Consider the following 18740-nt stretch of genomic DNA (forward strand, 5'->3'; position numbering starts at 1 on the left):
TCAAAATAACAGGAGAATATCTACATTGTTATAATGAGTGATAAAATCAGCTTATCATCTTTTTTAAAACGACTTCCCTTAACTAAGCTTTTGTCACGGTCCATCCAGGCTCGTATTCAATTTCCTGGTTGCCAAACATGCAAGCGGCCTCCTCTGCATCAGCCTGAGTAAACGTCACTTCTATTGAATATAACGTAGCCTTTTGCCCGATTTCTTCATAGATAACGTCGTGTTCGTTCTCCATAAAAGCTTCATAAACTTCTCTGTCCTCCCAAACGCTGATGATCTCTGCGGTAAGCGGCCTGTCTGCTGATGTTCGCCAGCCGCCGGCCTGTTTGACAAAGCCGGCCACATGTGACAATGCCCCCCACTGTGACTGCGCTTTTGAAAATGCTTCGGCGTTTGCAGCATCTACTTCACATACAATCTTTTTGATTAGCATGGCAATTCCTCTATGATGACTGTTTTCGCCTGTGTATGCTCGACACAGAGATTCACCGTTCTGACGTAAGAGCGCGTGCGGTGAACCGTTCCTTTCGTGATGAGCAGGCTGTCATTCGCTTTGAGTACCACAGTTTCTTTGTCCTTAAAATCAATCAGCAGCTCACCTTCAAGAACAATGAACAATTCATCTGAGTCTGGGTGATGGTGCCAGTCATATTCTCCCGTAAACACTGCGAGGCGCACGCAATGGTCATTGACCTCTGAAATTGAAAAATTGGCGTGTTTTTCTTTGACTTCATTGGCGATGGCGAGCATGTTTTGGATCTCGGACATTAGTGAAAACCCCTTTTTCACTTATTGTATCGCAGCACCGTTTTAGATCAAGTTATTTCCAAAATAAAAAAGCGATCCAGCTGTTTCGCCGGATCGCTTTTTACCTTCTACAGGTTGTCTGCCTTCATGCTTTTGATTAGTCGTTGTTGCGGGCGTTTCCGCCTTTTGAGCCAATTTCTTGGTAGAATTCTTTATCATGATTTTTGCTTGTTGCCTCTCCGCCTTTACGGCCGATTTCTTGATAGAATTCTTTGTCATGATTTTCGCTAGTGGCTTCTCCGCCTTTTTCGCCAATTTCTTGATAGAATTCTTTGTCATGGTTTTGGCTAGTGGCTTCTCCGCCTTTTTCACCGATTTCTTGGTAGAATTCTTTGTCATGGTTTTCGCTAGTGGCTTCTCCGCCTTTTTGACCAATCTCTTGATAGAATTCTTTATCATGGTTTTTGCTTGTTGTTTCTCCGCCTTTTCTACCTGCTTCTTCTCTGCTCATTTTGTTATCGTCTGCCATTTTGAATTCCTCCTTTAATTGGTGTTGGTTGTTGTATTCCCGCTATCCATCCTTTTAAACAAACAAAACACATTGGGTGTGTTTCCACTAAAAAAAGCAGGCGGAGCGCGGTGTCCGTCTGCTTCGTCTGCTTTTTTTGTTATTCCATCTCTCGTTCTTTTTCTTTCAGCCGCTCAAGAATGCGGCGCTTTTTATACAACATCATGCCCGTTTCGGTAATGTCGTTTAATGTCGAGCGATTGGCTGACGCGCCAAAGACCATTCCCGCGACCGGCACCAGTTGAAAAAGCTTTTTCCAGCCAAACGTGTCGCGATAGCCTAAAACAACTTCACGCCAGCCTTGGATTTGAGAAGCGACATTCTTATATGTACGGTCTTGATCGTAGTCTTTTAATTCATTCAAAATCGATTTTTTGCCGACAACATCAGCCGAAGTCAGCTGCATACATTTTACGATGAAGACCCGCTCCTTTTTCTCCTTTGGGTCAAAGCCGTAAGCAACCGCGATATCCTGCAACGTTTTTAACGACAGGCCAAGCACGGCCGGAATGTCTGCCGCCAGCGTAAACACGCCGCCCACACCCGTTGTCGCGCCTTGAACAGTTGCGGCGTTAATCCTGTTTTTGCCCATTCCTTCCGCAATTTCATCCATGATAGGAAGAGGGGCTTGTTGTACGTCTTCAAGTGATTCGAAGGTCTCCTCCGGCAGTTTCTTTTGAAACATCTTGATAATCTGTTTTTCAGATGTCAGATACTGCCCTCCTGTTTGGACAAAGCTGCCGAGCTCATCCAAGAGCTTGCCGATCTTTTTCTGGATGAATTCCGGTGTCAGCTTGTCCAGTAGCTGAAACGGGAGACGGCTGAGTTTTTCCCAAAACCAGACTTTTTGCTGATCTTTTTCCCATTTCTCTATTTCTTTTAATTGCTGATGCAAGTCTTCTTTTCGTTCTGTTTTCACCCAACCCGCACTTCCCTTCTGTTTTTTCTACTGTATAGTATACCTTCATTTTCCGGAAACGTTTTTATTTTTCACCTGCGGGTACCATTTTTATAAAAGGAAAAGGAGTGATGGACATGCCTTGGTCGATGAAGGATTATCCCGCTTCATTGAAAAATCTTGAGAACCCGGTGAAGAAAAAAGCGATTGACATTGCAAATGCGATGATCGATGAGGGCTACGAGGACGGCCGCGCAATTCCGATTGCGACAAGCAAGGCAAAGGAATGGGCGGAAAACGCCTCGAAAAAAGAAATTGATGATTTCCTCAAGAATGGTGATGAGACAGAACACGATGAAGATCCAAGCAGCGGAAAAGGTTCTGAGCTCATGGATAAAGCAGAACATGTCATCAAGCATAAAAACGGCTGGGCGGTCAAAGCCGAGGATGCTAAACGTGTATCTGAGATCAAGGGTACAAAGAAAGAAGCAATTGAACGGGCAAAGGAGATCGCAGCGCATAAAGGCACTGAAGTGATTGTTCATTTAGCTGATGGCAGCGTGCAGAGAAAGATCAAAACAGGATCATAAAGCGATATGCTATTCGGTGTTTCGGGTTTGGCATGAGCGGTTATTGATTGATAAATCATTTATGAGGAGTGAGCATGATGCTTAGCTTTTTGGTTTCATTAGTTGTTGCTATCCTAATCGGATTAATCGGAAGCGCCATTGTGGGGAACCGGATGCCAGGAGGAATTTTCGGCTCAATGATTGCCGGGCTGGTGGGAGCATGGATCGGACACGGACTCTTTGGCACTTGGGGGCCGAGCCTCGGCGGCTTTGCCATTATCCCGGCAATTATCGGGGCCGCCATCCTCATGTTCTTACTGAGCCTCATATTCCGCGGGCTGCGGAAGGAAGCCTAGACTCATTTTGATACAGGAGGCATCGTTTCGATCTGAAACGATGTCTTTTTATGTGGGACTTTATTTGAATCTTTACATATCATGTGACATAACAGGGGAAAATTTGAAAGTGAATGAACGTTTTCGGTTGACAAGAAACCGGGATGGTCATATGATGTAGATAAAATAATTTGCATTAAGGAAACTCTTTGTTGTATGGCTAAAAACAATCAGAATTCAGGTGAGACATGATGAACAAAGACATCACAGCACAATCTCCCCGTTCCAAAGCAGTCCAAGAGGCGCTTGACGGGAAAACCAGAGGGTTTAGAGGACTGCTTCCTTTTCTAGGCCCTGCATTTATAGCAGCCATCGCCTATATTGATCCCGGCAACTTCGCAACGAATATATCAGCAGGTTCTAAATACGGGTATATGCTGCTATGGGTGATTTTATTTTCTAATATAATGGCGCTTTTAATTCAATCACTCTCCGCTAAACTCGGTATCGCGACAGGCAAAAACCTGCCCGAAGTTGCCCGTGAAGAATTCCCCAAGCCTGTCTCCATCGGATTATGGATTCAGGGCGAGCTGGTCATTATCGCGACTGATCTGGCGGAATTTATCGGAGCGGCTCTGGGACTGTATTTGCTGTTCGGCATCCCGATGCTTGAAGCGTCTATTATAGCGGCGATCGGCTCTTTCGCGATATTGGAGCTTCAGCGCCGCGGATATCGTTCACTTGAAGCCGGCATTACCGGCATGCTGTTTGTGGTGGTGATCGCCTTTGCGCTGCAGACCTTTTTCGCCAAGCCTGATGCCGTGTCAGTGATGAAGGGCCTTTTTGTTCCGGCATTTCAAGGCACTGACAGTGTGCTTCTCGCAGCGGGTATTCTCGGTGCAACCGTTATGCCGCACGCCATTTATTTACACTCAGCACTTACACAGCGGCGGGTTGTCGGGAAAACTGATACTGAACGGAAAAAAATCTTCAGATTTGAATTTATTGATATTTTAATAGCGATGCTGATCGCAGGTGCGATTAATGCGAGCATGCTGATCGTGGCTGCCGCATTATTCTTCAAAAACGGGCTGTTTGTCGAGGATCTTGATGTCGCCTTTCAGCAATTCGGACATCTTGTCAGCCCAATGTCAGCCGTTTTATTCGGGATCGGACTGCTCGTTGCCGGACTGTCCAGTTCGTCAGTCGGCACGCTTTCAGGTGACGTGATTATGCAGGGATTTATCAACTACCGCATTCCGCTGTATGTGCGGCGTTTTATCACAATCATTCCGCCGATCTTGATTATCGCATCAGGCGTCAACCCAACAACAGCTCTCGTCATGAGCCAGGTCGTGCTGTCCTTCGGGATTGCCTTCGCCTTAATCCCGCTTATTATGTTTACAAGCAATAAACGGATTATGGGAGCCCTGATCAACGCCAAATGGGTCACAGTGGTGTCTTGGCTGATCGCTGTATTGATCGTCGCTTTGAACGTGTTTTTAATTGTTGATACATTTCGTTAGAAAAAACCGGCTGCTAAGCCGGTTTTTGATATTGCGCAAAAGCTCATTGATACCCTTTTTGCCAGAAATTTGTTATGATAGAAGAAAAAATCGGAGTTTTGATGATGTCATTATTTATTCTGTTTTATTTATGGATTGTTCCTATTGTAATCGGCATTTTATGTTCTGCTGTTGCCTATAAATCCAAGGGGAAAATGAGAGTCGCGCCCGGCATCGCCATGATCGTGCTCAGTATCATTTCCTTGGTCACCGCGTTTACGGCCGGACACACCAATTTCCACGTGTTTATCGGCGGCATGTTTTTATTCGGAACGTTATTGGTTGGTTCTGCTTTTCCTTTCTTTTTTGGGCTTAAGAAGAAAGAGAAATAAACTTATAGAGACATGAACGCTGTAAGATTTGATAAAAATAAACATATGAAACATACAAGGACAAATGCGCTGATCTTTTTGTTTTGAAAGAAGATGCATTTGTCCTTTTGTCCGTTTTGAGCATGGCGAATATCGTGACAGGCTGCATAGATCATTCCTAGAGATCCCAATAAGTACACCGCTAATTTTATGGATTCAAACATGCTTTCCTCCTATCATTCAATATAATGCTATGATAACTTACAATCCATTTGTTTCCAACACCTAAAAAACAGGGGTCTCACGAGACCCCTGTTTTTTTAGAATAACCGTTTTAAACTTTTCTTCAGTGACGGCATTTCGATTTTTTGGTTTTCGAAGAAATTTTTCAGCATGTATTTGCTGAAGCCTTTTGCCTGCCCGTAGGTGATTTTTCCAGGCAGCGGCGGTTCGTTTCCGATCATAACGTCCACTACGACCGGTTGGTCAGCGTGCAGCGCCTCATGGAAAGCAGGCGCCAGTTCTTCCGTTCTGGTCACCTTGATGCCCTTCGCTCCGCAGCTTTCTGCAAATGCGGCATAGTCGACATTTTGAAGCTTGGTGACATAGTCGATATTGCCTTTGACCTGCTGCTCATACTCAATCATGCCGAGATTTTCGTTGTTTAAAATGACAACGGTAATGGGGAGCTTATATTTAACAGCGGTCGGAAGATCCTGCATGACCATGGAGAAGCCTCCGTCACCGCAGACGGCGATCGCTTGGCGCTCTGGTTCTGACAAGCTTGCGGCGATTGCTCCCGGCAGGCCGCAGCCCATTGTCGCAAGCCAGCTGGAAACGACGAAATCCTGGTTTGCTTTCATTTTGAAATGACGAGCCATCCAGACTGTCACAGTGCCGACATCTACAGAAAGCACTGCATCATCGGCTGCCGCTTCCTCAAGCCGCGCCACGACCTGCTGGGGTTTGAGCGGTGTTGCCGCCTCTGTCTCATCTTTTTCAATTTCGTTCCACCAATGCTGCATATGTTCAGTGCAGGCTTCCAGAAACCTTCTGTCTTCCTTCCGTTCAATAAACTCTGTCAATTCGCGCAGGCCGTGAGCCGAATCACAAACAAGACCCGCTGTCACCGGATAGCGTTTTCCGATTTTCGCCGGATCTGAATCAAGCTGGATCGCCGGCGTGTCATCAGGCAAATAATCGCGATATGGGAATGAAGTTCCGAGCATGATTAATAAATCACATTCCTCCATTGCCTCGTAAGCCGGCTTTGTGCCGATCTGCCCGAGGTTGCCGAGAAAATGCGGGTGCTTATCGGGAACAACGCCTTTTGCGGGGAGCGTGACAACGATCGGGGCCGCGGCTTTGTCCGCAAATTCCAGCAGCTCACGTTTCGCCTTTTTCATTCCCTGCCCCGCCAAAATAATCGGCTTCTTGGCGTTATTTATATATTGCGCGCAAGTGATGAGCTGTTCTTTTTTCGGTTCAAGGTTCCCTTCAATATACACTGGTGACGTGTATACGGGCTCACGTTTGATTTTCTCCGCGAACAAATCATCTGACACGCTCAATACCGCAACGCCTTTTTTGCTGCAGGCGGTGCGAATCGCCTGATTCAAGAGATCCGGCAGTGATTCCGCGCTATGTACCTCTCTGTTGAATACTGCCACGTCTTCAAACATTTGCTCAAGCTTGATCTCCTGAAAATAATCCCGTCCGACTTCGCCTGATGAAACCTGTCCTGCAATCGCCAGCACAGGGGCGCCGTCCGCTTTTGCATCATATAAACCATTTAATAAGTGCACCGCCCCCGGCCCTGCGATCGACAGGCAGACACCGATTTTGCCGGTGAGTTTTGCTTCAGCCGCGGCCGCCAGCGCAGCCACCTCTTCATGGCGGGTTTGAATGAATTTCAATTGATTTCTTTCGTGTCTTAATTCTTCAATAAACTCATTGATACTGTCTCCGGGGATGCCGTATACATGATCAACTCCCCATTGTTCAAGCAGTTCTGTCATTGCTTGTCCTGCAGTTTTGTGTGCCATGCCGTATCCTCCTTTTTCCTATTTTCAATACCACAGGATAGCTTCTTTAAAACCCGGAGACCTTTATCACTTGCCCAGTCTTCTTTTCAACAGGCCAATCGCCGCAAGCATGCCGCTGTCCTTGAGAGTGACGGTTGCGTCTAGAGAGCCGCTCATAAAATCTTTGATTTGCCTTTTTCGGTTCGGCACTATAAATAGCGGTAAACGCTGCGGAGAAAACCACTTCAAATCCGCTGTCTCCATGCCGCTCGTTATCGCTTGTCCGCCTGTTATGTATCCGGCAAACACATGCTGTTCATCTTGAAACTTCGGCCTTTGGTAGACACCTATTTTCGCAGAAAGCGCTGCGTTGTATCCCGTTTCTTCCAACACCTCCCGGACTGCCGCTGCCTCAGCCGTTTCCCCGGGATCGACCCTGCCGCCCGGCAGATCCCATAAAGGGACGTCCTTTCGTTTCACCAGCAGAATCTGATGTTTTTCGTTCGATACAATGACAAATGAACCTTGCGTATACATTGCCAATTCTCCTTTTCACGCAAAAAAGACCAAGGTCGTTTTCCCCTTGGTCATAGTTGCTTTCCTTTTTAAAATGATACGGCAGTGCGGCATTCATTATGTCCTTTTTTTCACAACAGCGGACTCTGAGAAAGAAGGCCGATTGGCTGTAAAGGATGGTATGCCAGCCCGTTTTTTTCAATCATCACGTTAGCAATAACCAGCTGCTAAGACATGGTTGGCAGCCCATAATGTTTCGTTAATGTTCCAGCGATGATGCGCCGTCGGCCGGCATTGTGCCGTGAACGTACGGAGGCGCCGGCTTGAGCATTGGTTTTTGGCCCATAGCCTCAGGCTCCCCAACATATTCGAAATTCCCTTTTCCATCCATACTAGTCCCTGACGCCCAGCGCCCGCTTTGGCTTTCAGTTCCTTTAGAGCAGTCCATGAATGAATAGGAAACTTCTTGTTTTTCGTATTCACGATTAAATGTACTTGGGACAACCACGCCTTCACGTTCCTCCAATTCTTGAATGGCCGCCAGCCATTGATTTTGATGCATCGTGTCCCTTGCAATCAGGAAGGACAGCATATCCCTCACACCTTTATCATCTGTCATTTCATATAGACGGACAGCTTGCAGCCTGCCTTGCGATTCAGCATTAAGGTTTGCACGGAAATCGGCGAGCAGATTTCCGCTTGCAATCGTATATCGGGCTGTCCAAGGGTATCCCACACTATCATCTGGTTTAGCCCCCAAACCTCCTACGATGGCATGATGAGGATTCATCCCTCCCATTACAGCTCCAATGACAGGATCTTTAGCCATTTGCTCTTGTTCTTCAATTGGCGCTTTATCAAGCAGCTGAGCTATCATCGTTGCCAGCATTTCCACATGGGCAATTTCTTCTGTGCCGATATCAAGAAGCATGTCACGGTACTTTTGATCAGCTCTGCAGTTCCAGCCTTGAAATAAATACTGCATCATGACAGAAATTTCACCGAACTGTCCGCCTAATATTTCTTGCAATTTTTTCGCGTAAACGGGGTCTGGCCGGTCAGGTTTGGCATTATATTGTAACTCTTTCACGTGGAAAAACATCTGCATCCCTCCAATTCATTTCATTAAGGTTTAGGATGGCTCTGTTTCCTGTTTTCATGTATAGGCCAAAAAAAATACAACACTCTGTATGAGTGTTGTACCAAATGAATGGAGAACGATAGAGACATCATTCTTCACGTGCTATCCCCTGTCTGCCTTTCTTTTTCTGCGTCGTACGGCAACCCAAATGAACACTGCCGCAATCACCATAATGAGTGCCAGCACACCAATATACAGCCATTTCTGGCCATTATCTTGTGATGGCTGCTCTTCACTGGAACTGTTTGCTTCTGATTTGAGCTGCTGGTGGTTTGTAAACACCTGCTGGCTGTTTGTTTCATTAACGACGGTTGCCGAGTCATCGGTGCTGTTGAGATAGTTGATGATTTCTTTCGTGACGGCCGCGCCTTTTCCTTTTGACGGTGCAAAGACAGCCATTGTGTAGCGTGTATCCCAAAGAGATGCTTGGGTAAATGCCACTTGTTTTGTTGTCTCATTCAGCATTTCAAAACCTGATACATCAAACGAACCGTTCTTCGCTTGCGGCACAAGCAGTTCTGATGATTTCTCCTTCAGAAGAGAAAATTGATTGATGCCCCCTAAGAAAATGAGGTTCCGTCCTTTGGCATCATTTGCTGTTACGTCAGAGGATTTCTTCACCGTATATGAATGCTGCGCTTCGCTGCCAAAGGACTCGGTTACGAGAGAAAGCTCCTCAAGCTTCGATTGGTTTAAGGTGTCAGGAATCACGATCAGCGTTGCCTGTTCCTGATTTCCGGCGTAAGGAAGCGGCCACTCTTGAAAATCCGCTGACGGAGACATGCCTTTGACGGTGTAAGACAATGTACTGTTTTTATCGATAAAGACCCACTTTTCTTCGTCAGCGGTGTTGCAAGGATTGTTTTCCTTTAACCCAGTTGTGACGAACTGAATATCAATGTAGCGGTTTTTCTGAAGCAGCTTAGGATCCACTTTTACCATGGCATGATAGAATCCGTTTTTATCTTCTTTTCCTAAATCATCAAGCCGGACCGAGTGCGGCTGGCCGTTGATCATGACTTTCAGTTCTGCAGCCTGAGCAGCCGATTCGTTTTCGGCCGTTGAAGCTTGAATCGTTTCGGACTTTTTCAGCTTAAGCGACAGCTTCGCTGATTGGTTTTCATCTAAAACCGCCGATGCAGGATAAAAATAATGTGCTGAAGATGTTTTGTCAGCTCCAATTGTGATATCATCCGCTCCAAAATTCTTGAGGGTCAGCCTATTGCTTTCTTTTTTTTCAGCCTGCTTAAGCTTGCTGATTGAGAGTGTATCGCCGCTGAGCTGGCCTGTATAAGTCTGATCCGTAATGACACTGATTTTTTCAGTGAGCACGTCATCGGATGCGGCTTGCGCAAACAGAACCGGCTGCTGCTTGCTCTCTGCTTTCAGCACCCGCTCTGCAAGCAGAAGTTTTTCTCCTTTTGCCTGTAAGCCGGCTTGTGTCATCAGCTTTTTCACCTTTCCGTTCCAATGCTTGTCCACTCCGATGAAAATCGTCGGCTTGTCGATTTTCTTCAGTTCAGATTCCGTGACATACGAAATGGTGACACTGCTGTCGGCCGTTTTCAAATAGCCTTCTGTTTTCACTGCTGCTTCAATTTCCGCCGAACTTGGGTCGTCCGGAATGACGATGGCAGTTTCCTCGGCTGTATTTCCCGATTGGGCGAAAGGATATGGATAATGGTCCAGCGTCGTTCCCTTTGCTTCACTGCTGTCCGCCAGCGTCAGGCGGCTGTCCGGATAAATTTTGATCCAGTTGCCGGACGTATCCTGTCTGACGCAGACGCCCTCTTTCATTACGCCGTAAAATTTCAGCGAGACGTTGTGATAGCCCTGGGCAGACTGGCTTTTATTCAGGTTAAGCTTCAATGTTTTCCGTTTGGAATCACCATTAAGCTTTACCGTTTTGACCGGTTCATCGTCAATGACAGCCGTTAACGATGATGGAGAAATTAAAAGATTTGAAGCCTCGTATTCAATCACCAATTGCTGATTGCCAGAAGAGGCGCCTGCCGGAATCTGATACGTCAGCTCCGCGCTGTCTTTTGATCCGTACAGTGTCATCAGGTCGCTTGTCAGCACCTGCTGTTTGGCTTGTTCTTGGCTGCTTTTTCCGAGAAGCGAACCGCTGACCTGCACCTCTTTGGCTAAAGCCGCTTGTCCGGTCATCGCCAGAAGCATGAAGCTTGTGAGAAAAATCATTATTTGTTTCAAAAAGGTCACCCGCTTTTATGTTGATTGTATCGTTCTGTTTTGTACCATTTGACCTCCTGCTTGAATAAACGGTGCTTGATTTCTACGAATAAAGAATAGATAACGAGCACAATCCATGCCTGCGAGTATGTAAAGTACATGAGAAATACGATAAAAAAGTTTTGCCTGTTCATTTCTGTTTTTTCAATGCTCAACGTAATCATGACCTCTGTCATAAATAAGAAGAACGCCAAGATCCAGAGGACCATTGCCAAAAATCCGACCGATAAATGCAAATCATAAAACAAATTGATGACAAATATCGTATTTGACATGATCACGCCAAAGAAAAACAGGAAATACGTAAAGAAAAAATAAAACAAATCAAAGATAATCCGTTTTCGTTTCAGTTTGAAAAACTGCGCCAAAAATTTCAGTACGACATATTGATTGCCGCGTGCCCATCTGGTGCGCTGGCGCCACCACACCTTCCACGTTTCCGGCTCCTGCTCCCAAGTGATGGCGGCAGGGAAAAAGCGGATGTGATAGCCGAGATTATACACCCGGATGGTCAGCTCGGTATCCTCAGCAAGCGCTTTGTCATCCCAGCCCCCGAGCTTTTCGATAATGCTTCTGCGGATCGCGAAGTTGGTGCCCGGGATCGTGGCGATTTTGAACCACTTCCATCTGCCTCCTTGGGCCATCCACTGAAAACAGATCGTTTCGATATTAATAAACTTCGTCAGCAGCGTTTTTGCCGCATTAATGACGCGGAATTTCCCAACCACGGCGCCTGCCTTTTCGTCATTCATCAGGCCGAGAACGAGGTAATACACGGCCATTTTCTCAGGCGTGTTGTCGGCGTCATATACACAGATCACATCGCCGTTCGATTCGGCAAAACCAGAGTTAAGCGCGGAGGATTTGCCTTTTCCTGCGTTTGGCGGCTTCGTGATCACCATTTTGATGAAATCGTATGTCTCGGAAAATTCATTGACGATATCACCCGTCCGGTCTGATGAATTGTCATTAACGACGATGATCTCCAGCCGGTCCTTCGGATAATAAAGGTTGACCATCGCCTTCAGCGTCTGCCGAATCACAACCTCTTCGTTATGCGCCGGAATAAGGACACTGACCTTTGGCAGCTCCTTCATGTTTTCTCTCCACTTCGGGATATTCCGTTCGAAGGTCATATAGTGGCGGAACCCGCCCTGCATGAGAAACATGTGGTAGAGAAGCATGACCCAAATTAAACTTAGTGAGATAAAGAACAGCGTATTACCCAAGGCTTCTTCTCTCCTTAAAAATTCGTTTTTTCAATGTGGCTCTCAAGTAAAACGTATAACTGAAAAACATGACGACAAATAAGAGCACGATCGCGGAGAGAATCCATAACGCCTTTTCCAGAGGAGTTTGCCGATGATGATCGAAAAACTCGTCAATGGCGCTTACGCCGTTTTTCACCTGAATCGTTCCGTCACCGCTTGTATGAATTTCAACTTTGTCTGTTTTGACGGTTTGTTTCGTTTTCTTTAAATCCAGCCATTCACTGTCTGGAATGCGTTCCATCTGATCAACCAGCTCCGGCAGATATTTCATTCCAAGATACGGGTGATAAAACCCGCCGGCTACTCCGCCTTCAAAATCAATCATCTGGGCGATGTGCTCTTCCATATCGCCGAGCGGGTTTTGTTTTGATGTATCGACAAAGCCGATCGTTTCCGGATACAGCGTCATTCCATCCAGCATCGAAGGAGTTGTCACATACGGAGACGCACCGGATGTTTTCCACGTTGTGCCGCTGAGCTGGACCTGCCCGAAAATGCTTGTAAAATACTGCGAGGCGATTTGATAGCCATATTCGGACATCGTGTAATGCGGCGCTTCAAACGCCAGCGGGTAGAGACCCGATGATGTCAAATCCTCAATCGCACGCGTCAGTTTTTGCTTTGTATACGTTTCTTCCTTTTCCCGAAATGGTGTCAAATAGCTGTTATAAGCTTGTTCGTTCGGAAAGTCCCGTTCTTTTTCCAGAATGGACGGGGTGGCTTCGGCATTTCCAGATGTAATCGGCTGATCCGCCTTTGCATCCCAGAATTCAAAGCCCTCGCCTGTTTCACTGTAGCGATAGGCGTGTGTATAGCCGTGAACAATGATACTGCCGCCCATGCTTTGCAGCTTTTTCAGCACCTTGACCATCTCCGGTTTATCAGACAAATACACTTTGTCGCCAGTTTCCGGATTCAAGTAAACCGGAATCACTGCCAGGATAAAAGGAACATGCCTCTTATGCAGATATGTACCGGCTTGAAGCAGCAATTTTTCATCAGACATCGGGCTGATATCCTCGAGACGCAAATACAATAACGTTGTCCCCGCTTCCTCTCCGAAAGCTTCTCTGAGCTGTTTCGCCACGATCAAATTGTCATTTAACAAATTCGTTAATCCAATGTACACATTCGCTTTTTTTGTTTTCCATATAAAAGAATGCGTTTTGCCGTCATCGGCTTTGAAGGTATAAAGCGACTTACCTTTCAGGCCTGATACGCTCAGCACGTTAAGCCCGCTCTCCAGAGACACATCGGCCTTTTCCGACCTGCTGTGAACCTGATATACATGTTCTTTGCTGATTAATGAAAGCCCGGAAAATTGGTTGATTTGGCCTGCGTTATAGCCGATGGCGACAACAGATGTTTTGACGCTGCTGATCAGAGACACCAGTTTTTTGCCGAGCTTTCTTTTCGTTTGGCCGTAATACATCACATGGTCTTTGCCTTTGAAATCGGACGCTTCCACATCCGAATCTTTTTTGACTGTCACATGGGATGTAAAGTGGCCCGCAAGCAAATCGAGCATTTTGACTTGAGATGACTCTTTGCCGTCCAAGGTTGAATAGATGATGAGAATGCCGGCATCCCGCTCCTTCGCTTGTGCGGAAACGGGAAAAGACGCAATAGCTGAAAGCAGAAGCATTGTGATGCAGAGCAGCGTGATTCCTTTATAGTTCATTCATCATCATCTCGTTTTCCAGTTCTTCTAAAAAGTGATCGGCTGTTTTGATATCTTTGCGGTAAGGCAAATGGCAGACGTGGAACGTGAGCGACACATACTTCCCATTTGCCAGCTGATACGTGTCCAATTGTTTTTTCAGCTTTGTCAGAACGGCCGGCATATGTTCAGCGGGCGTGTGCGTCAGCACAATCCCGATACGCTCGTCAGAGGGGCGGAACTTCTTATCCGTTTCCCGGACGCTTGTCTTAATTTGCTGACTGACATATTGGAAGAGGCGGTCCGTTTCTTTTTCACCGTACAAAGACTTAAACTCTTTGAAGTAATGCATATGAAGCAGCAAAAACACGAAAGAATTTCCGTAGCGTTCCGCCCGCTTGATTTCTTCTGAAAGTTCCAGCTTCATCCTCTGCTTGTTATCAAATCCGGTCACTCTGTCAACAGCGACAAAGCTTTTGATTTCGGCTTGAAGCCGTGCAACTGAATGCCTTAGCTCTGCGGCAATATCATGAATTCTTCCCGCTATAAAAGAAAACAACAAAAGCGCGATTCCCCACACGACAAGTATTCGCAGGCCTTCCTCAGCCGGAAACAGCGCAGCCTGTCCAGTCTGGAAAAACATCATTAAGGTGCCGAGAACAAAGAGGACGATTAAGGTCACCGCCAGCGCGTAAATCGGGCCGAACCATATGCCTGCGGCGATGACGACAAACGTGATGCAAAGGATCAGAGCGCCTTCCGATTGCTGGGCTGACACATAATAAATAAACAGAGACAGGGCTGCGACGAGCCCTGAAAAATAAGCAAATAATTTTTGTGATTTATTGAATGATATTTTCATTAAAAAGCTTCCTTTCGGCTAACAGCGGCAGCAGATTGTCAAAAGAATGCGTCTGAGCGCCGCTCATATAGCCTCCATAATACGATTTCACCGGATCAAGAATTTCAAAGTCATTCATTCTGTCATATATGGCTTTGGTGACTGAACTGTCTTCATATTGTTTTGTTAAAAACAATACGGCTAATGCGTATACGGATGGCGACTCATATTTGACGGCAGGCTCCTTCGTATCTGCCGAATATCGTCCGTACAGCTTTCCGTGTGTCTGAAATTCCTGCTTGATCCAGTCCGCTAAAACAGCGGCTTTTTCATCCCCTTCCGGCAAATGCCAAGCAGCGTACAGCTGATCTATCAGATTGATCTCACTATCATATGTGTATTCCTTTGTCTCCGAGCTGTATACCTTTGGCAGAAAGCCATTTTTTAAAGGAGCCGAATAGAGAACATTGGCATTCCGCTGTTCTGTTTCCTCGTCTATAATTCCATTCTTCTTTAAGACAGCTAACGCATCGGGCATGACGTATGAAAGCGTCACATCCTTTGAAGCGGCCTGTGAGTCGTAAAAGTCTGTAAATAACCCGTTGTTCATATTGTATGTCTTCAAAGCCGTGCCGATATCCCGGGCCGTTTGCGCGTAGTCACTGCGGCCCCATTTGGCGGCGGCTTGGTCAAGGGACAGCATAATTCTCATATCATCTATCAGCGCATTCGTTCCGCTCGCTTGGCCGTTTTGAATCTTCCACGTCACCAGGTGATTGCTCATCAGAAATGAATCAGTCAGATGCTGATATTGCTCCTGAAAATGCGGGGCGTCATTTTTGCTGACTAAAAACGCCATCCACAGGCCGAGTGATTCTGATAAATAAGAAGGCTGGTCTGAAAAATCGGTTTTGATCAGCCCTTGGCCATTCATTAGATTGTGATAAATGAAATACTCCGCCGGCTGAAGCGGGCTGGCGTTCACTTCTGACACTGACTGATTTTGGACGTTATTTCCAGCTTCAACACACCCTGCGGAAAGTCCGATAGATAAAAAGAATAAGATGACAGCTATTAACAAATGCCTCACAGGCAAATCCCCCTTTGTCGCCTGAAGCGAATCAGACGCTCACAAATATATATAGACGAAAGTATGACTGCCATGTTACAAATTACATTTACTATAAAAGAAAAAAATGCAGATTGCTAGCTTTTTTTTCCCTTTTTGAACATTGAAAAAACGGGTCCTAAGTCCAATAAAAAACCTGTGCGATATGCACAGGTTTTTCGGTTATTTGTCCAAACCGAGTTTCTTCAGCTGTTCTGCCAGCGCGTTGTTAATCGGCTCATCTTTATTATTTTGTTTTTTCATATAAGAGGAAACGTCCCGTTTGGAAGCGCGCCCTTTATCTTTGTTTTTTCGTTTTTCGAATACGGACAGCTTCTCACGATGCCCGCAAACACACGCGAAGGTCTGGCCCTCGCCTTGGCCGCGAAGCTCCATTTTTTTATGGCAGTTCGGGCAGCGCGCGTTTGTTTTTCGGGCAACCGTTTTTCTGCTTCCGCATTCACGGTCTTGGCACACAAGCATCGTGCCGCGTTTGCCGTTTACTTTCAGCATCATTTTGCCGCATTCCGGACATGCGGTTCCCGTGATGTTGTCGTGTCTGAAAGTCTGGCTGCTGTTTTTGATTTCTTTTACTGTTTGGTTAGCGTAAGCCTTCATGTCTTTAATAAAGACAGCCGATTTCAATTTCCCGGCGGCGATAGCTGACAGCTTTTGCTCCCATTCCCCCGTTAAGGCAGGTGATTTCAAATCCTCCGGAACAAGCTGCAGGAGCTGTTTTCCTTTAGAAGTAATAAAAATATCTTTGTCTTTTTTCTCTATTAAAAAGCTGTTGAACAGTTTTTCAATAATATCGGCACGCGTTGCCACCGTGCCGAGGCCGCCTGTTTCACCAAGCGTTTTGACGAGGCCTTTTTCTTCTCCCTGCATAAAGGCGCTTGGGTTTTCCATCGCTGACAGCAGGGTCCCTTCGTTAAAGCGGGCGGGCGGCTTCGTTTGGCCGCTTGTTTCAGTTAAGGCGCGCACGGCAAGAGTATCGCCTTTTTGAAGTGCAGGGAGTGTCTGATCTCTGTCATCCTCCTGCTCGTCATCCTCATCCGCCATATCATAAACGGCTTTCCACCCTTGCGACTGAATGGTTTTGCCTTTCGCCGTAAAGGTTTCTCCGCCGATTTCTGCGATGACCTTTGTTTCCTCATATTCGAATGCCGGCATTAACACAGCAAGGAAACGCTTCGCAATCAGGTCATACAGCTTTCGTTCTTTATCGCTTAGACTGCTGAGAACGAGCGGCTCCTCGGTCGGGATAATCGCGTGGTGATCTGACACCTTCGCGTCATTGACGTAGCCTTTATGGGATTTGATGCCGCGTTTTTTAATTCGGCTGACATATTGGGCATACGGTTTTACTTCCATACCTTCCAGACGGTCTTTTAACGTCGGAACGATATCTCCGGATAAAAATCTTGAGTCTGTCCGCGGATATGTGACGAGCTTATGCTGCTCATACAGCTTTTGCAGCACAGAAAGCGTTTCTTTGGCGGAAAATCCGAAGCGTTTGTGGGCGTCGCGCTGCAGCTCCGTTAAATCATAGAGCGCAGGCGCGAAGCTTTTTTTCGCTGTTTTTTTCAGCTCAGCAATGACCGCTTGCTTTCCGTCGAGGTCTTTTAGCAAACGGCTTGTTACGTCTTGATTGAACGTTCTCGTCTGCTTTGTTTTTTGATCCTGCCATGTCAGCGTCATGCCCTCAACCGTCGCGCGGATGCCATAATACGGAACCGGCGTAAACTTTTGAATGTCGGCTTCACGCTTTGCAATCATCGCAAGCGTCGGTGTCTGCACACGGCCGCAGGAGAGCTGGGCATTGAATTTTGTGGTGAGCGCACGGGTCGCGTTAATGCCCACAATCCAATCGGCTTCCGCTCTGGCGACGGCAGAATGATACAGGTTTTCATATTCTTTGCCGTTGCGCAGCTTTTGAAAGCCTTCCTTGATCGCTTTATCTGTCACAGATGAAATCCACAGCCGCTTGATCGGCTTTTTGACATTCGCTTTTTCAATGATCCAGCGCGCAACAAGCTCCCCTTCCCGGCCTGCATCGGTCGCGATGACAATCTGATTGACGTCTTTACGGGTAAGCTGCGATTTGACCGCGTTGAACTGTTTTCCGGTTTTTTTGATCACCACAAGCTTTAGGGGCTCAGGGATAATCGGCAGATCCTCTAGCCGCCATGATTGAAATTCTTTTCCATAGCCTTCCGGATCAGCTAGTGTTACCAAATGGCCTAAAGCCCATGTAACAATATATTGATCGCCTTCGAGATAACCGTTTCCTTTTTTATGGCACTTCAGCACCCGGGCCAAATCCCGGCCGACTGAAGGTTTTTCAGCTAATACAACTGTTTTTGACATGCTTGATCACTTCTCTTTCTTTCACGCTCATCCTTTTATTATAACAGACTTGAACAAGCACTCTCTAACCGCGCCCATTTTTCGTGTCGATTTCCGAGAAAACAACGTGAGTGACGGTTTGCGCGTATGGCGATGTTTTGTTTATAAAATCTTCTACCGCTTCAAGGCTTTCAGCGTTGATTTTCAGCATATAGCAGGCCGCGCCGGCAATCCGGTAGCAAAATTCGATATTCGGTAAAGTTTGAATATAGCTTTTGAATCGCTCGTAATCCGCGTTTTTGACAGTTGCTTCTACAATGCAGGAAACGGGAAGCCCCAGTTTTTTCTGATCGACCTCCAGTGTGTATTGCTTGATGATGCCGAACGATTCAAGCTGCCTCACCCGTTCTGTCACGGATGGCGGCGACAGCCTAATTTTCCTGCCTAATTCCCTCATCGACAAACGGCTGTCCTTCTTCAGCTCCTCAATGATATTCAGATCAATCTGGTCAAGTTTCATTTCAACATCCTTCTTTTATGATTTTGTTCACATTATCTCGGGTATTTTTGTAAAT

Annotated in this window: 18 protein-coding genes; 4 read left to right on the plus strand and 14 right to left on the minus strand. The window is 46.4% G+C overall.

The genetic code is table 11. From position 1 onward, the window contains the following. Positions 1–82 precede the first annotated feature (82 nt). The 4 genes from ACY3LV_RS03305 to ACY3LV_RS03320 form a co-directional block, all read right to left on the minus strand. Positions 83–442, minus strand: a complete 360-nt coding sequence (locus ACY3LV_RS03305; RefSeq protein ID WP_464863391.1) for a YdbC family protein — start codon at positions 440–442, stop codon at positions 83–85. Continuing rightward, on the minus strand, positions 436–777 hold the full coding sequence (locus ACY3LV_RS03310) for a cupin domain-containing protein (protein WP_148963041.1): 342 nt from the start codon (positions 775–777) through the stop codon (positions 436–438). Before ACY3LV_RS03310 ends, ACY3LV_RS03305 begins: the two co-directional genes overlap by 7 nt. A 136-nt stretch (positions 778–913) precedes the next feature. Further along, positions 914–1285 carry a glucose starvation-inducible protein GsiB gene (gene gsiB, locus ACY3LV_RS03315; RefSeq protein ID WP_252687358.1) on the minus strand — a complete coding sequence of 124 codons (372 nt, stop codon included), beginning with the start codon at positions 1283–1285 and terminating at the stop codon, positions 914–916. Between the two features lie 139 nt (positions 1286–1424). Next, positions 1425–2243, minus strand: a complete 819-nt coding sequence (locus ACY3LV_RS03320) for an EcsC family protein (RefSeq protein ID WP_464863392.1) — start codon at positions 2241–2243, stop codon at positions 1425–1427. Between the two features lie 116 nt (positions 2244–2359). On the opposite strand from ACY3LV_RS03320, the gene ACY3LV_RS03325 reads away from it, so the two are divergent. The 4 genes from ACY3LV_RS03325 (at position 2360) to ACY3LV_RS03340 (ending at position 5023) form a co-directional block, all read left to right on the plus strand. Continuing rightward, entirely contained in the window at positions 2360–2812 is a 453-nt protein-coding gene (locus tag ACY3LV_RS03325; RefSeq protein ID WP_148963038.1) for a DUF2188 domain-containing protein, read from the plus strand. 77 nt (positions 2813–2889) lie between these two features. After that, on the plus strand, positions 2890–3147 hold the full coding sequence (locus tag ACY3LV_RS03330; RefSeq protein ID WP_464863464.1) for a GlsB/YeaQ/YmgE family stress response membrane protein: 258 nt from the start codon (positions 2890–2892) through the stop codon (positions 3145–3147). Positions 3148–3374: 227 nt separating this feature from the next. Then, complete coding sequence (locus tag ACY3LV_RS03335) at positions 3375–4652, plus strand: Nramp family divalent metal transporter (RefSeq protein WP_464863393.1); 1278 nt, start codon at positions 3375–3377, stop codon at positions 4650–4652. Positions 4653–4756: 104 nt separating this feature from the next. Then, a complete protein-coding gene (locus ACY3LV_RS03340; RefSeq protein WP_087993072.1) occupies positions 4757–5023 on the plus strand; it encodes a hypothetical protein in 267 nt (88 codons plus the stop codon). 299 nt (positions 5024–5322) lie between these two features. Here the strand turns inward: ACY3LV_RS03340 and ACY3LV_RS03345 are convergent, their stop codons facing one another. The 10 genes from ACY3LV_RS03345 to lrpC form a co-directional block, all read right to left on the minus strand. Then, positions 5323–7047, minus strand: a complete 1725-nt coding sequence (locus tag ACY3LV_RS03345) for a pyruvate oxidase (protein WP_333561184.1) — start codon at positions 7045–7047, stop codon at positions 5323–5325. A 66-nt stretch (positions 7048–7113) separates the two neighbouring features. Next, positions 7114–7563 carry an NUDIX hydrolase gene (locus ACY3LV_RS03350; RefSeq protein ID WP_148963033.1) on the minus strand — a complete coding sequence of 150 codons (450 nt, stop codon included), beginning with the start codon at positions 7561–7563 and terminating at the stop codon, positions 7114–7116. 238 nt (positions 7564–7801) lie between these two features. Further along, positions 7802–8644, minus strand: coding sequence for a manganese catalase (locus tag ACY3LV_RS03355; RefSeq protein WP_333561185.1), 843 nt, complete (start codon positions 8642–8644; stop codon positions 7802–7804). Between the two features lie 141 nt (positions 8645–8785). Beyond that, complete coding sequence (locus tag ACY3LV_RS03360) at positions 8786–10897, minus strand: cellulose biosynthesis cyclic di-GMP-binding regulatory protein BcsB (protein ID WP_464863394.1); 2112 nt, start codon at positions 10895–10897, stop codon at positions 8786–8788. A 5-nt stretch (positions 10898–10902) separates the two neighbouring features. Further along, positions 10903–12165: a glycosyltransferase family 2 protein gene (locus ACY3LV_RS03365; protein WP_148963030.1), complete on the minus strand. Its 1263-nt coding sequence runs from the start codon at positions 12163–12165 to the stop codon at positions 10903–10905. Then, complete coding sequence (locus tag ACY3LV_RS03370; RefSeq protein WP_464863465.1) at positions 12158–13867, minus strand: DUF2334 domain-containing protein; 1710 nt, start codon at positions 13865–13867, stop codon at positions 12158–12160. Before ACY3LV_RS03370 ends, ACY3LV_RS03365 begins: the two co-directional genes overlap by 8 nt. Positions 13868–13877: 10 nt before the next feature. Next, positions 13878–14729, minus strand: coding sequence for a diguanylate cyclase domain-containing protein (locus tag ACY3LV_RS03375; RefSeq protein ID WP_464863395.1), 852 nt, complete (start codon positions 14727–14729; stop codon positions 13878–13880). Continuing rightward, on the minus strand, positions 14710–15798 hold the full coding sequence (locus tag ACY3LV_RS03380; protein WP_464863396.1) for a lipoprotein YdaJ: 1089 nt from the start codon (positions 15796–15798) through the stop codon (positions 14710–14712). The genes ACY3LV_RS03375 and ACY3LV_RS03380 overlap by 20 nt, the downstream gene beginning before the upstream one ends. Before the next feature lie 201 nt (positions 15799–15999). After that, positions 16000–18186, minus strand: a complete 2187-nt coding sequence (locus ACY3LV_RS03385; protein ID WP_333561190.1) for a DNA topoisomerase III — start codon at positions 18184–18186, stop codon at positions 16000–16002. A gap of 64 nt (positions 18187–18250) precedes the next feature. Next, positions 18251–18685: a transcriptional regulator LrpC gene (lrpC, locus tag ACY3LV_RS03390; protein ID WP_333561191.1), complete on the minus strand. Its 435-nt coding sequence runs from the start codon at positions 18683–18685 to the stop codon at positions 18251–18253. Between the last annotated feature and the right edge of the window lie 55 nt (positions 18686–18740).

The organism is Bacillus sp. 11C (genome assembly GCF_055486375.1).